Source organism: Mucilaginibacter terrigena (assembly GCF_004168255.1).
Taxonomy (GTDB): domain Bacteria; phylum Bacteroidota; class Bacteroidia; order Sphingobacteriales; family Sphingobacteriaceae; genus Mucilaginibacter; species Mucilaginibacter terrigena.
On record NZ_SEWG01000001.1, the window covers coordinates 203,084 to 218,708 of the forward strand.

12 protein-coding genes are annotated in these 15,625 nt (G+C 43.1%); 5 read left to right on the top strand and 7 right to left on the bottom strand.

Annotated elements, in window-relative coordinates:
• Positions 1-72: 72 nt before the first annotated feature.
• Positions 73-792 (top strand): RluA family pseudouridine synthase, encoded by a 720-nt coding sequence (locus tag EWM62_RS00930; protein WP_129874765.1) that lies wholly within the window; start codon positions 73-75, stop codon positions 790-792.
• Positions 793-842: 50 nt separating this feature from the next.
• On the opposite strand, the gene EWM62_RS00935 is transcribed toward EWM62_RS00930, so the two are convergent.
• Entirely contained in the window at positions 843-1,076 is a 234-nt protein-coding gene (locus EWM62_RS00935) for a hypothetical protein (RefSeq protein WP_129874766.1), read from the bottom strand.
• 140 nt (positions 1,077-1,216) lie between these two features.
• Between EWM62_RS00935 and EWM62_RS00940 the strand changes: the two genes are divergently transcribed.
• Positions 1,217-2,728 (top strand): hypothetical protein, encoded by a 1,512-nt coding sequence (locus EWM62_RS00940; RefSeq protein WP_129874767.1) that lies wholly within the window; start codon positions 1,217-1,219, stop codon positions 2,726-2,728.
• A gap of 87 nt (positions 2,729-2,815) precedes the next feature.
• Here the strand turns inward: EWM62_RS00940 and EWM62_RS00945 are convergent, their stop codons facing one another.
• The 3 genes from EWM62_RS00945 to EWM62_RS19650 all read right to left on the bottom strand — a co-directional run bounded on the left by EWM62_RS00945 (position 2,816) and on the right by EWM62_RS19650 (position 3,599).
• Positions 2,816-3,253 carry an RrF2 family transcriptional regulator gene (locus EWM62_RS00945; protein ID WP_129874768.1) on the bottom strand — a complete coding sequence of 146 codons (438 nt, stop codon included), beginning with the start codon at positions 3,251-3,253 and terminating at the stop codon, positions 2,816-2,818.
• Between the two features lie 62 nt (positions 3,254-3,315).
• Positions 3,316-3,435 (bottom strand): Rdx family protein, encoded by a 120-nt coding sequence (locus tag EWM62_RS19645; RefSeq protein ID WP_262708458.1) that lies wholly within the window; start codon positions 3,433-3,435, stop codon positions 3,316-3,318.
• Positions 3,436-3,488: 53 nt separating this feature from the next.
• Positions 3,489-3,599 carry an Rdx family protein gene (locus EWM62_RS19650; RefSeq protein WP_262708459.1) on the bottom strand — a complete coding sequence of 37 codons (111 nt, stop codon included), beginning with the start codon at positions 3,597-3,599 and terminating at the stop codon, positions 3,489-3,491.
• 121 nt (positions 3,600-3,720) lie between these two features.
• Here EWM62_RS19650 and EWM62_RS00955 point away from each other — a divergent pair, with 121 nt between their 5' ends.
• Positions 3,721-5,358: a carboxylesterase/lipase family protein gene (locus EWM62_RS00955; protein WP_129874769.1), complete on the top strand. Its 1,638-nt coding sequence runs from the start codon at positions 3,721-3,723 to the stop codon at positions 5,356-5,358.
• Positions 5,359-5,422: 64 nt separating this feature from the next.
• On the opposite strand, the gene lpdA is transcribed toward EWM62_RS00955, so the two are convergent.
• Positions 5,423-6,811, bottom strand: a complete 1,389-nt coding sequence (gene lpdA, locus EWM62_RS00960) for a dihydrolipoyl dehydrogenase (RefSeq protein ID WP_129874770.1) — start codon at positions 6,809-6,811, stop codon at positions 5,423-5,425.
• A gap of 328 nt (positions 6,812-7,139) precedes the next feature.
• On the opposite strand from lpdA, the gene EWM62_RS00965 reads away from it, so the two are divergent.
• The gene (locus tag EWM62_RS00965; protein WP_129874771.1) at positions 7,140-10,322 is read left to right on the top strand and encodes a TonB-dependent receptor; all 3,183 of its coding nucleotides are present in this window, start codon (positions 7,140-7,142) and stop codon (positions 10,320-10,322) included.
• 132 nt (positions 10,323-10,454) lie between these two features.
• Here EWM62_RS00965 and EWM62_RS00970 read toward each other — a convergent pair whose 3' ends face one another.
• Positions 10,455-11,636, bottom strand: coding sequence for an AIR synthase related protein (locus tag EWM62_RS00970; protein ID WP_129874772.1), 1,182 nt, complete (start codon positions 11,634-11,636; stop codon positions 10,455-10,457).
• 111 nt (positions 11,637-11,747) lie between these two features.
• Between EWM62_RS00970 and EWM62_RS00975 the strand changes: the two genes are divergently transcribed.
• Entirely contained in the window at positions 11,748-13,157 is a 1,410-nt protein-coding gene (locus tag EWM62_RS00975) for a chloride channel protein (RefSeq protein ID WP_129874773.1), read from the top strand.
• A 47-nt stretch (positions 13,158-13,204) separates the two neighbouring features.
• On the opposite strand, the gene EWM62_RS00980 is transcribed toward EWM62_RS00975, so the two are convergent.
• Positions 13,205-15,379: a glutamine synthetase III family protein gene (locus EWM62_RS00980; RefSeq protein ID WP_129874774.1), complete on the bottom strand. Its 2,175-nt coding sequence runs from the start codon at positions 15,377-15,379 to the stop codon at positions 13,205-13,207.
• Between the last annotated feature and the right edge of the window lie 246 nt (positions 15,380-15,625).

Consider the following 15,625-nt stretch of genomic DNA (forward strand, 5'->3'; position numbering starts at 1 on the left):
TTTAGGCTTAACCGGTGGATTTAACTAAGGTGGATACAGCAATTAATTTAATTAACTGTATTTTTGCCGGCTATGAAGTTTCCAAAGTTTGCCGACCTGATACTATTTGAAGACGATGATATAATTGTGGTGAATAAGCCGCCGTTTATCAGCTCGCTTGACGAACGCGAGGGCGGCGAAATAAATATGCTGCGCCTTGCAAAGCAATATACCGATGACGCGCAGATCTGCCACCGTTTGGATAAAGAAACATCTGGCGCGCTTATCATTGCTAAAAACCCCGAAGCTTACCGCACCGTATCTATGCAGTTTGAACGCCGTAAGGTGAAAAAAGTATACCATGCGGTTATTGATGGCACGCATGTTTTTGAGAGCCTGCTGATAGATCTGCCTATCCTTAATGTGGGCAAGGGCAATGTAACCATTAGCCGCCAGGAAGGTAAACGTGCCGAAACATGGTTTCAATCGTTAAAATACTTTAAGCATTATACACTGGTGGAGTGCCGGCCCGTCACAGGGCGCATGCACCAGATCCGCATTCACCTGGCCACACAGCGCGCCTCAATTGCGGGCGATGAGATGTACAAAGGCCAGCCGGTTTTTCTTTCTAAAATAAAACGCAAATATATTTTGGGTAAAGACCAGGAAGAACTGCCTATTATGAAACGTTTTGCATTACATGCGTATGAGGTGAGTTTTAAACTGCCCGCGGGCGAGGATATTACCGTACATGCGCCATACCCCAAGGATTTTGAAACGTTGCTAAAACTGCTGGAGAAATTTGATAGCTAACAAAAAAGCCCCTGCAATATGCAGGGGCCAATTCATAAGAATTAAATATTTTATTTGAAATCCGGAGGAGTAGTATCTCTTCTGGTCTTCAGAAAATCCGGAGGGGTAGTATCTTTCTTAGTTCTCAGGAAATCCGGAGGAGTAGTATCTTTCTTCAACTTTGAAGATACTGAAAGAGAGTTTTTTAATGCATCGCCTTGTTTAGTTGGCGCTGTGTTATCTTTTTGGCAAGAAAATGTGCCAACTGCAATGATTGCTAATACTATGTAAATAATTTTTTTCATATCAAAATAAGGTGTATTGTGGTAACTTTTTACAAATGTATAAATTAATTATATGTTATACGTATAATATTAAAAAAAGTTTGATGTATTATATATTTGTTTTTATCAAAGGCAACCGTAAATTTATTGGAAAAAATAGTATGCTTAAAAAGCTTACCATCGTTTTAAGTTTAACCATTTTATTCTTCAATATTGCATTGGCGGATGTGCGGCAAGTTTCTCCCGTGCCATCGCGCCAGCAAAAAATAAACCGGGATACTTTAGTTAATATCCTTACCCAGGAAGATGCTTTTTTGCGCCAAAAGCGCTTAATCCCTTTTGTTAAAAAATGCATCCAGTTTTCTGAAGACAGCAAATTACTGGCGGTGCACGATACGCTGAACGCCTTTTTTGTAAAATACAATTTAGCTAATAAGGAGGTTTTTTCAAACTTTATAAAAAGCATCTCTTTTAATAAACAGCACAACCTTAAGCAGGCCGAAACCTATATGGTGAAAGCCGTACAACTTGCCGGCAAAAATAACCAGGACTACATGATGTTTCAGTTGCTAAGCCACCTGGGGTTTATTCAAACAGACCTGGGCGATTACATTGGAGCCATTTATAATTACAGGCTTGCAACCATCGAGGTACGAAAACTTCACGATCAGTTTAAAGATAACCGGCGCGAGGTGTCCTTAAATATTAATATTTCTGATCTGTTTTATAAGTCGGGGTTTTACTCGCAATCGTTATATTACCTTGATAGGGCATGGTCATTAGTGTCTAATGATACAATTAGCAAACGGCTTTTATCCAGTGTGATATTTTATAACAAGTCTGAAAATTATTTCAGAATGAACAACCTCGATTCATTAAAGGCGTATCATATTAAGTTAAATGATAAGGCAAATAAAAACTATAAGATATTTACCTATCGCCGGCGTACGGCTTATTACATTACCCTGCTGCAGCATAACTACGCAAATGCCATAAACCAGATAAAAGCATTAAAAAAGAGCAAGGATTATGCGCCAAGCGAACTGGAAGACCAGCGTTTGGCTGATGCCTATTACCAAAACGGGCAGTTAGATTCGGCCAAATATATAATTAACAAATTGCTTGCTGCCGATACAGAAAACAACCATCCCGAAGTTAAATTCCATTTATACGAAACACTCGCCTGGATTGCAGGTAAAGAAAACGACAATAAGGCCTCGGCCGATAATTTTATGCTTGCGCTTAAGCAATCGCAGGCAATTAACATCCGTTTAACACAGGTTGGCAACATATCATCACAAATAAAGATAGATGAAACCGAAAACTCCTATCTCCAAAAAGCAGAGGTTTATAAAAAGGAGCGGCTATGGCTGTTGTTTATTGTACTGATAGCGGCATTAAGTATAATTGCTATAGGGCTGTTTTACCGTAATGTTAAGCAAAAAAGGCATTACGAAAAGCTTTTATACGAAGCAAAGAAGGAAGAACTTGCGTTTATCAATTCGCACGAGATACGAAAGCACCTCACCAATATTTTGGGGATGATAGATATCCTGAAAAACAGTGAGAACCGCCTGGAAGAATACGAGCAGATAGAATCTTTTCTATATCAATCAGCCTCCATGCTCGATGAATCGATCAAAAATATATCCGAGAAATTGAATGAGGATTAGAGGTAGAGATTAGAGATCAGAGTTTAGTGATTAAAGGTTAGTGATTAAATATCCGAAATTTAGGGTTTAGGGTTTAGATTTCCCTTCCTATTCATGACTTATCAGCGTGGTTTCGCGGCCTATGATATCGGCTATGCTGGTTTCTGATAATATCTTCAGCGAGGCATCCCGTACTTCAATAAACACATCGCGTATGCCGCAGGTATGCTCCTGGTGGCATTCATCGCAGCGATGGTAAAAGTTTAGGCTGGCACAGGGTACCATAGCAATAGGGCCATCGGTAATGCGCATAATATTCACCAGGTAAATATCCTTAGGGTCCTTATTAAGGCTGTAGCCACCGCCCGCGCCTTTTTTACTATACAGGAAACCCGCGTTACGCAGATCGAGCAGGATCTGCTCCAGGAATTTTTTAGGGATCTTTTCCAGCTCGGCGATCTTAGAGATTTGCATGGGTGGCTTATCCATGTTCTTTCCCATCACCACAAGGGCCTTTATCGCGTATTTAGTTTTTTTAGATAGCATCTATAAGGTCTATAAAGATAGTATACAAAGTTACACAAACAAATTAATATGCAAACATAGTATTAAGCTGTACTTTTATCTGAATGGCCCAGGCTTTTACCGGGGCAGGCCACATCGCGCACCAATTGCTTCAGCTCCTTTATTTCGGGGAAACGCCCCTGTGCTTTCCTGTCAAATATCACAGCTTCATCAATCCTGATATTGTATTTGCCTGATGTTTCGCTGGGCTGCAGCGTTACGCCATAATATCATCACTAAAAGTGGTTAAAAGTTCCTGCGCCATGTAAGCCGCACGCATTAACCAGTTGCATTTTGGGCAGTATTCGATGGTGATAACCGGTTTCATGGCAGTATAAATGTAGGGATATTTATATTCAATGTGTCGTTATGACATAATATTTGTTTTGCCGGGTATTTTTTCGCTAAATTCATCAGCTAAACATCAACCAAATTATAAAACATTTTCGATGAAAAAAGTAACATTCTTTTTACTGCTGCAATTTGCCTGCATTGCTGTAATTGCACAAACAGGCAAACAGGTAAAAATTGCCACAGGCATAGTTGAAAGCGTAACCGAAAAATCGGGTGTTAACAGCTTTAAGGGGATACCATTTGCACAGCCGCCAATAGGCGAATTGCGCTGGAAAGAACCGCAACCCGTTAACAGCTGGACAGGGGTGCGCAAATGCGATGCCTTTGGTTATAATGCAATGCAAAAAAGGGTTTATGGCGATATGGGTTTCCGCACGCCCGGCATGAGCGAGGATTGCCTTTATCTTAATGTATGGGTGCCCGCCAAACCATCAAAAACAAAGCTACCCGTACTGGTATATTTTTACGGAGGCGGCTTTGTTGCAGGCGACGGTTCTGAAAGGCGTTACGATGGCGAAAGTATGGCAAAAAGGGGCATTATTACGCTTACAGTAAACTACAGGTTAGGTGTTTTCGGGTTTATGTCGCACCCAGAGTTAACTAAAGAATCGAAACACCACGCATCGGGCAACTATGGCCTGCTTGACCAGGCCGCGGCTCTGCGCTGGGTGCAGCAAAATATAGCAGCGTTTGGTGGCGACCCGGGTAGGGTAACTATTGCAGGCGAATCTGCGGGTTCTATAGCGGTATCGGCGCAAATGGTATCGCCGTTATCAAAAAACCTGATAGCCGGCGCCATTGGCGAAAGCGGCGCGATGATAAAACCAACATTACCTGCTATACCATTACCTGAGGGGGAGCAGAACGGTGTTAAATTTGGCGAGAAGATAGGCGCCACCACATTAGCAGATCTGCGGGCTATACCTGCCGATAAGCTCCTTGATGATGCATCGATGCCGGGCACACCGCCTATGTCGCCCACGGTTGATGGCTATTTCTTATTAAAGAAACCGGCTGAAAGCTTTTTAGCGGGCGAACAGGCTAAAGTGCCATTATTAGCCGGATGGAACTCGGCCGAGATACCTTACCAGGCCCTATTAGGCGGCGACGCGCCAACATCCGAAAATTATGAAAAAAAAATAAAAGCCCTGTATGGCGAAAAAGCCGGGGAAATTTTGAAATTATACCCAGGGGGTACGCAAACGGAAGTGATCAGATCGGCCACCGAATTGGTTAGCGACCGCTTTATAGCATACAGTACCTGGAAATGGGCCGATGCGCACGCTTTAACAAGCGGCAGGCCCGTATACCGGTACCTGTTCTCGAAACCGAGGCCACCGATGACCGCCAAAATGGGCGATGCCAAAGCGGGCCTTGCAGGCGGTATCATCAAGGGCGATGGCGCAGCTAAACCCGAATCAAAGAAAGTACCAGCGCCATACGCTGGCGCCGCGCACGCCTCAGAAATTGAATATGCTATGGGTAACCTGGCAACCAACACTACTTATACGTGGACACCCGCCGATTACAAGGTATCAGCAACCATGGAAAGCTATTTTGCCAACTTTATAAAAACGGGAAACCCTAACGGCGGCGTGTTGCCAAAATGGAATGCCAATGTAAAAGGCGGCGCGGTTACTTTTATGAATATAGATGTAAAAACCGCATTAGAAAAAGAAAGCACCCTGCTTAGAAGCAGGTATGAGTTTTTGGATGGGGAGTATTCGAAATAATTATCACGCATAAAAAAGGCCGTCGGTTAAGTTAACAGGCGGCCTTTATTGAATTTTAGTAATATTATAAGTGGATCACTTCGCCATATGCATCAGCGGCAGCTTCCATCACAGCCTCGCTCATGGTAGGGTGAGGGTGTACCGATTTGATGATCTCGTGACCGGTAGTTTCCAGCTTACGGGCGGTAACCACCTCCGCTATCATTTCGGTAACGTTAAGGCCCAGCATGTGCGCGCCCAAAAACTCGCCGTACTTAGCATCGAAGATCAGTTTTACAAAACCGTCCTTAGCGCCGGCAGCGCTTGCCTTACCCGATGCAGAGAACGGGAACTTACCAACCTTAACTTCGTAACCGGCTTCCTTAGCCGCTTTTTCGGTATAGCCAACAGAAGCAACCTCGGGCGAGCAATAGGTACAGCCCGGTATGTTGTTGTAGTTTAACGGCTCGGGGTTTTGGCCCGCAATTTTTTCAACACAAATAATGCCTTCGGCAGATGCAACGTGCGCCAGGGCCTGGCCTTTAACTATATCGCCAATTGCGTAAACACCGTCAATATTGGTTTTGTAAAAGTCATCAACCAATACCTTGCCTTTATCGGTTTTAACGCCGTTCTCTTCAAGTCCAATGCCTTCGATATTTGTTGAGATGCCGATAGCAGATAAAACTACATCAGCTTCTAATACCTGGTTACCGTTAGCGGTTTTAACGTTAACGCGGCAGCCTTCGCCGTTGGTATCAACAGACTCAACGGTAGAGCCCGTCATGATGTTGATGCCTTGTTTTTTAAGGATACGCAAAAGGCCCTTAGAAATTTCCTCGTCCTCTAACGGAACAATGTTATCTAAAAACTCAACCACGGTAACTTTTGTACCTATGGCATTGTAGAAGTAAGCAAACTCGATACCGATAGCACCAGAACCTACCACAACCATTGATTTTGGCTGTTTAGGTAATATCATGGCCTGGCGGTAGCCAATTACCTTTTTGCCATCCTGTTTAAGGTTTGGCAACTCGCGCGAGCGGCCGCCCGTGGCCAGTATGATGTTTTTTGCTGTAAAATCTTTGGTAGTACCATCGCTGATCTTAACCGATACGGTGCCTTTTGATTTAAGCGAACCATAACCAATGATAACATCGATCTTGTTCTTTTTCATCAAAAACTGAACGCCTTTGCTCATGCCATCGGCAACGCCGCGGCTGCGTTTTACAACGGCTTCAAAATCAACTTCGCCGCCATCTACTTTAATACCGTAATCGGCAGCGTGGTTTAAATATTCAAAAACCTGGGCGCTTTTTAACAAAGCCTTTGTTGGGATACAACCCCAGTTAAGGCAAATGCCCCCAAGCGATTCTTTTTCAACAATGGCGGTTTTTAAACCCAATTGCGACGCGCGAATAGCAGCAACATAGCCGCCCGGGCCCGAACCAATAACAATTAAATCGTAATCCATATAGTATGTATCTTTTATGATTTTTGGAATGCAAAGTTAATTAAAAAGCGGGGTAAATGAAAAACCAGGAGTGATTTAGAATGGAGGCCGGAAATTTAACGTAATTAACTAATAATCAAAATGTTTATTTTAAAATTTGACACTGATATTGTAAATATTATATTAATAATTCATCTAAATTTCATTTTTGCATTAACAAGGCATTAGGTGTTGAAAAATATGTAATTATTATAACATTATCTTAATATGGGCAATGTTTGTATTACTTATCTTTGCGGCATTAAATTACTTAATGATTAATTCACTTAACAGTTAACAAAAAACAAACATGAGAAAACATTTACTTCTCTCAATTATTTTCCTGTTTACTGCTGCAGTTACCTTTGCACAGGTAACTACAAGCAGTATGGCAGGGCTTATCAAGGATGGCAAAGGCGAAACCTTGATTGGCGCCACCGTAAGGGCAACACATCAGCCAAGCGGAACCAATTACGCCATCACAACAAACGTTGACGGCCGTTTCACCATAAACAACATGCGTGTAGGCGGGCCTTACACGGTAGTTATCTCGTACATCGGTTTTGAAACCGCTACAATTAACGACGTGTACTTAAGACTGGGCGAATCGTACGTTTTAAATCAAACCCTTAATCAAACAGGTGTTTCATTATCCGAAGTAAAGATCACCGGCCGCAGGGACCAGGTATTAAACAGCCACAGAACAGGTGCTTCTACCAATATTGGCCGCACCCAGCTGGAAAATTTACCTACTTCGAGCCGTTCTTTGCAGGATTTTACGCGTTTAACACCCCAGGCAAGCGGTAACTCATTTGGCGGTTCAAGCAATCGCTATAACAATATCACAATAGATGGTGCTGTTAACAACGATGTATTTGGATTATCTTCATCGGGCACACCGGGCGGGCAGGCCAGCACGCAGCCTATAGCCCTGGATGCGATCCAGGAAATACAGGTAGTACTTGCCCCTTACGATGTAACCCTGGGTAATTTTACCGGCGCCGGCGTTAACGCTGTTACGCGCTCTGGTACAAATACGGTAGAAGGATCGGTTTATTATTACAATAAAAGCAACAGCCTTTCAGGTAAAAACGTATTAACAGGCGCAAAGTCTGCCAATTACAGCGACTTGCAATATGGTATCCGTATTGGCGGCCCTATCATCAAAAACAAATTGTTCTTTTTTGCAAACGCGGAATTAGGCAGAAGGCACAGCCCTTTATCAAACAACGCAGGCGAAGCAGGCGCCCCTGTATCAACAGCTACTGCAAAAGCCATTGCCGACTATACTTTACAGAAGTACAAATATGATGTAGGTTCTTACGACAGCCAGGACCTTTCAAGAGAAAACAATAAAGTATTTGGTAAAATTGACTGGAACATAAGCGATAAGCATCAGCTAACATTACGTTACAACTATATAGATGCATTTGATGATAACTTAACCCGCTCGGGCACCTTATTTTCATTTGGTAACAATGCCTACAAGTTTGCTAATAAACAACACGTAGGTATTATTGAGCTTAGAAGTAACTTTAGCCAGCGTTTTTCAAACAACCTGATACTGGGCTATACCCGCGTTAGGGACGCCAGGGAAACAGCAGGTGCACTATTCCCATCGGTGCAGATTAACAAGATCGATAACGTTTCTGCAAATAGTGTGGTATTCGGTTCTGAAAGAAGCTCGGTAGCAAACCAGTTAGATCAGGATATATTTGAATTTACTGATAACTTCAAGATAAACTTAGGTTTACACAATATCACCATAGGTACCCACAATGAGTTTTTCTCGTTCAGGAATTTATTTATAAACAACTCTAACGGCAGGTGGACCTACGATAATTTAAATGATTATCTTACTGATAAAGCTCCTTTATCGGTTGCTGCTACAGTTTCGCGCGTGCCGGGCGATGCATTTCCTGCTGCTAAATTTAACGCGGCCCAGTTAGGCTTTTATGCACAGGATGAATTTCAGCCAACAACCGGCTTAAAGATCACAGCAGGTATAAGGGTTGATGTACCGGTATTTGGCGATAAGCCATTGCGTAACCCTTTAATAGAGCAATCTTTCCCAGGTTATACAACCAACAGAACGCCAAGCACAAAACCGTTGTTTTCTCCGCGCATAGGGTTTAATTATGATGTTTTGGGCGACAGGTCTATTCAGCTGCGTGGTGGTACAGGTATTTTTACAGGCCGTGTGCCTTTTGTTTGGTTATCTAACCAATACGGGTCAAGCGGTATGTTATTTAGCACTATTGATGTTAAAAGCACAGGTACGTCGGGTACTGTTGACCCAAATCTTCAGTTTGAACCGGATGCAACCAAGCAGGGAACAGTTGGTACAGGATCTAACAGGGCCGAGGTTGACCTGGTTAGTAACAACTTTAAAATACCGCAGGTTTTTAGAAGCAACTTAGCTGCCGATTTTAAATTGCCTTATGGTATTATTGGTACTTTAGAAGGTATTTATACTAAAACCTTAAATAACGTTGTTTACAGCGATCTTAACTTAAAACAACCTAACGTTAATGGCAGCGGTGCCGCGGTTACTTTAAACCCAGCATATTCTAATGGTGCCGATACAAGGTTAGTTTATGGCCCGCGTGTTGATAACACCAACTTTACTAACGTTATATTATTAAGTAACTCAAACAAGGGTTATACTTATAACTTAACCGCGCAATTGCAAAAAACATTTGATAATGGCTTTTCGGCAATGGTAGCTTATACCAATACCAAAGCACAATCTGTTAACGATGGTGCAAGCAGCACGGCTTTATCTAACTGGGAATTTGTGCAGATTGTGAACGACCCGAACAACCCATCGTTAGCCACATCTAATTACCAAACCCGCCATAGGATAGTAGGTTCTGCAGCGTATAGCATAAGCTATGGCCGTAACAAAAACTTCTCAACCGGCGTGTCGTTATTTTATGCAGGTTTTTCGGGCCAGCCCTTTACATACCTGTATAATGGCGATTTAAATGGCGACGGCCGTACAGGCAACGATTTGTTATACATCCCTAAAAGCCAGTCGGATATTAAGTTACTTCCATTAAATGCTTCGGGTTCGGCGCCTGCTCAAACCGCAGACCAGGAATGGGCGGCATTAAACTCGTTCATCCAAAACGACCCTTATTTGAGCAAACACCGTGGCGAGTACGCTAAACGTAATGGTGCAAGCGCTCCTTTTCAACATCAGTTTGATTTTAGGGTTACCCAGGATATTGGTGGTATAATCAGCGGTTCTAAAAATCGTATACAGCTAACGTTTGACATATTTAACGTTGGTAACCTGTTGAATAAGCATTGGGGACGCCAATACTTAGTTACAAACCAGGCAGTTACTTTGGTTAACTATGTTTCTAATGCCGATATAACCAAAGCGGGTTATACATTCAGGGCTCCTACAAACAATGTTGGCTATACAACTTCTCCATTTGGTTCTGCTTGGACAGGCCAGTTTGGGGTAAGGTATTTGTTTAACTAACTATCCGTTTTAATAATAAAAAGCCTCCCGAAAACCGGGAGGCTTTTTTTGTGAGGTTTTCCGGGATATTTACATAACAAAAGAAGGCCCCGCATTTCCGGGGCCTTCTTTTGTTATAAATGTTATAGTTTTTTAATTATAAACAAACTCGCCGTAAGGTGAGGTAATGGTAACCTGCTTTTTATCCGCAGCTTCTACACGGCCTATGATCTGCGCATCAACCTTAAAACTTTTTGATATGGCTATGATATCGTTTGCAATATCCTGCGGCACATAAAGCTCCATACGGTGCCCCATGTTAAACACTTTGTACATTTCCTGCCAGCTGGTGTCAGATTCTTCCTGGATCAGCTTAAACAAAGGCGGGATAGGGAACAGGTTATTTTTGATGATGTGCAGGTTATCAATAAAGTGCAGCACCTTGGTTTGTGCGCCGCCGCTGCAATGCACCATGCCGTTTACCCGGTTGCGGTACCTATCCAATATGGTTTTAATAATAGGGGCATAGGTACGCGTTGCAGATAATACCAGTTTACCGGCTGCGATAGTTTCACCATTACCGATGTCAATTTTATCGGTAAGGGTTTTGCTGCCGCTAAAAACCAGGTCCTGTGGTACGGCAGGGTCAAAGCTTTCGCTGTATTTGCTGGCGATGGTTTTATTAAACACATCGTGGCGGGCCGATGTAAGGCCATTAGAGCCCATACCGCCGTTGTATTCCTTTTCGTAGGTAGCTTGCCCGTATGATGCCAGCCCAACAATAACATCGCCGGGTTTAATGCGGTCGTTTGATATCACATCGGCCCGTTTCATCCGGCAGGTAACAGTGCTATCTACTATAATGGTGCGCACCAGGTCGCCTACATCGGCGGTTTCGCCGCCTGTTGAGTAAATGCCTATCCCTGCTTCACGCAGTTCAGCCAGGATCTCTTCGGTACCGTTAATGATAGCGGCTATCACTTCGCCGGGTATCAGGTTTTTATTGCGGCCGATGGTTGATGATAGCAGGATATTATCTGTAGCGCCTACGCAAAGCAGGTCGTCCAGGTTCATGATAATGGCATCCTGCGCAATGCCGCGCCAAACAGATATGTCGCCGGTTTCTTTCCAGTAGGTATAAGCTAATGACGATTTTGTGCCCGCGCCGTCGGCATGCATAATATTACAATACGCGGCATCACCAGTTAAAATATCAGGGACTATTTTACAGAAAGCCTTTGGGAAGATTCCTTTATCAATGTTTTTAATGGCGTTATGTACATCATCTTTTGATGCCGATACGCCCCGTTGATCATATCTTTGCGGAGAAGTCATGGGCAAATATACTGCTTAATCATATTCCCTTAACTACTGATTTGTATCTTTGTATAATTCTTAACCTGTTGTGCATCATTTTCCCTGATGTCTTGCAGATCATAAAATAATATGGTATTTATAATTTGGCTAAGGCTGCATCTAAAAAAATCTTTTGACAGGATCCGAAACGAAAATTTAAAAAAGAATGCGCTTACAGCCATTCCATTTTGGATAGCGTCGGTAATAACGGGTTTAATAGCCGTATTATACACCAAATTATTTGTAGCTGCCGAAAATTTAACCGGTTATTTAATAGGTAACCACAGCTGGTTACTGTTTATCCTGATGCCGCTTTGTTTCTTAACCGCATGGTTATTGGTAAAACAGATGGCGCCATATGCAAAAGGCAGCGGCATCCCACAGGTAATGGCCGCGATACAAATCTCGGGCCCACGTAATGGCGAAAAAGTTAATAAATTTTTAAGTTTAAGAATAATACTGGTAAAGGTAGCATCCAGCCTGGTTATGGCGCTGGGCGGCGGGGCTATAGGCCGCGAGGGGCCAACCATTCAAATAGCAGCATCTATATTTAAAATGGTTTACCAGGTGCTGCCTAAATGGTGGCCAAAAATATCCAAGCGTAATATGTTGGTTACAGGTGCTGCTGCAGGACTTGCCGCTGCATTTAATACACCCTTGGGGGGTATTGTATTTGCTATTGAAGAGCTTACTAAAACACACTTTAGTTATTTTAAAACCGCGATATTTTCATCCGTCATCATCGCGGGCTTATCCGCGCAAGCGTTATTGGGTCCATACTTATACCTTGGCTATCCAAAAATTGATAGCCTGTCCCCATATGTTTTTTTGGGCGTACTGCTTGTGGCGGTTATTTCCGGGTTACTGGGCAGCTCGATGTCGAAACTGATATTGGCCATTTTTGCCTGGAAAGCGAAATTTAAATTTACTTACAACCACGTTTTGTATGTTGCCGGTTGCGCCATTATTATGGCAGGCATTGCCGTTTTTATTGATACGGGTGTGTTAGGTTCAGGTAAAGAGTTGATGCAGACCACCTTATTTACATCGGCCAAATATTCGGCTTGGTACACACCAATATTGCGTATTACGGGGCCGTTGTTATCATTTACAACAGGCTCGTCCGGCGGTATTTTTGCGCCGGCGCTTGCAGCAGGTGCCAGTGTGGGTTCGTTAGTTTCGGGCTGGTTCCGCTTGTCGGATGCCAATTCAAATTTATTGATACTGGCGGGTATGGTTGGCTTCTTAACAGGAGTTACCCGGTCGCCATTTACATCGGTAATATTGGTATTGGAAATGACAGACAGGCACAGCGTAATATTTCACCTGATATTAGCCGGCATGGTAGCCAGTTTGGTATCCATCATTATAGATAAGCACTCGTTATACGATCACCTTAAGGTGCAATACATAAAAGAGATTGAAAGCCACGAGGAAATTGAGGAACTACCCGATGAGGAAAAGGATGTGCCAGTTGAGAAAGATCGCGATAAAGAATAAAGTGAAAATGAACCAGGTAGGCTTTCCCACCTGGCTCATTAATAGGTTTATTTTATAAATAACAACTCCCTGAATTTAGGCAGCGGCCAAAGCGAGTCGTCAACCAGTTGCTCCAGTTTGTCAACCCGGTAACGAATAGGCTGGAAATAGCTTTTCACCTTCTCATCATAATCAATGGCGCGGTCGCGCACATCCTCAATTACGTTCGCCTTTTTGCGTTCGTTTATCATTTCCTGTACGTTATCCTTAATAAAGTTTACATGCTCGGCTATTTGATTTATAATATCAAGCTGTGCCGCGTAAGTGCTTTTATCAAGGCCAAGGTCTTTTAAACCCTTTACGTTCTCAATCAGTTTGGATTGATACTCGATAGCGGCCGGAATAATAATGTTCATTACCAGTTCGCCAATAACGCGGGCTTCAATTTGCAATTTTTTGTAATAGCTGTCCAGCAATATTTCGTGGCGGGCGTGTGCTTCACGTTTAGTAAATACGCCTGTTTCGGCAAAAAGTTCGGCTGTTTTCTCAGATATAAAGGCATCAAGGGCCTTAGGCGTGGTTTTAATATTGGCCAGGCCCCGGCTTTCGGCTTCTTTTTCCCATTCTTCGCTGTAGCCGTTGCCTTCAAAGCGGATGTTTCTCGATTCTTTGATGTAACGTTTGATGATGGTCATTAAGGCCACATCTTTTTTCTCGCCTTTTTTGATCAGCTTATCAACGTCCGTTTTAAATTTTCTAAGCTGGTCGGCCATGATCAGGTTCAACACCGTCATTGGGCTGGCCGAATTGGCTGACGAGCCCACCGCGCGCAACTCAAACTTGTTGCCGGTAAACGCGAATGGCGATGTGCGGTTACGGTCGGTGTTATCCCTAAGTATCTGCGGTATTTTAGGGATACCCTGCCAAAGCGAGTTTTCCTCCTTTATTTTTTTGCTCAGGCGCGATGTATCTATCTCGTCTAAAAGTTCGCTGAGCTGGCTGCCCAAAAAGATAGATATAATTGCAGGAGGGGCTTCGTTGGCACCCAAACGATGATCGTTATTTACTGATGCTATAGATGCCCTTAGCAAATCGGCGTGTTCATATACCGCTTTAATGGTGTTCACAAAAAAGGTAAGGAACATCAGGTTATTCTTAGGTGTTTTGCCCGGCGATAAAAGGTTTTTGCCAGTATTGGTTATAAGCGACCAATTATTGTGCTTACCCGAGCCATTTATGCCGGCGTAGGGTTTCTCGTGCAGCAATACTTTAAAATGATGGCGCTTGGCAACCCTATCCATTATATCCATCAATAGTTGGTTATGGTCAATGGCCAGGTTTATTTCCTCGTAAACAGGTGCGCACTCAAACTGCGATGGCGCAACTTCGTTATGGCGTGTTTTTAGCGGGATTCCTAATTGCAAAGCTTCGGTTTCCATTTCCTGCATAAAGGCGTAAGCCCGGCTCGGTATCGACCCAAAATAGTGATCTTCCAGTTGCTGGTTTTTGGCCGACATATGGCCAAACAGCGTGCGGCCGGTAAGGAACAAGTCGGGGCGGGCATTAAACAGGGCTATATCCACCAAAAAATACTCCTGCTCGATACCTAAGGAAGCGTTTACCTTTTCTATGCTCTTATCAAAATAATGGCAAACATCTACCGCGGCTTTATCTAAAACGCTTAGCGCTTTTAGTAATGGTACTTTATAATCGAGCGCCTCGCCGGTGTACGATACAAACACGGTAGGTATGCACAGCGTACGGCCTATTATAAATGCCGGCGACGATGGGTCCCAGGCGGTATAGCCGCGGGCCTCAAAAGTATTGCGGATACCACCGCTGGGGAAACTTGAGGCGTCGGGCTCCTGTTGTGCCAGGGCATCCCCGCTAAAACGCTCAATTGCGCCGCCATCGCTGGTTGGCTCAAAAAAGGCATCGTGTTTTTCGGCAGTGGTACCTGTTAAGGGCTGAAACCAATGTGTGTAGTGCGTAGCGCCTTTACCCATTGCCCACGACCGCATAGATGAAGCCACCTGCTCGGCCATATCACGGGGGATAGGCACGCCATTATCTATAGAATCGATAATAACACTGTAAGCATCCTTAGAAAGAAACTCCTTCATTTTTTTCTTATCAAACACATTTACACCAAAGTAGTCGGATATTTTGGATGATGGGAGTTTGATTTCGGGGGTTTCGCGGTTTAGCACGGCGCTAAGGGCCTGAAAACGGATATTAGGCATGATGATAATAATTGGTTTCGCCCAAATTTATAAAATCATTTAAAATACTATGTGTATTTGCTCAATTTAAGTTTGAGCTAATGATAATAAGTAAAAATTCCTTTAAATAATTCGCATCCAAATCAAATCGGCTTAAAAATTATTATAAAACGCATACTTTTTTAGCATAGTTACGTTATCAATATTTTTTTATTGATAAAGGGTGGTATTTATTTAAAAATTTACCAAATTTTCTTATTAAAAGTT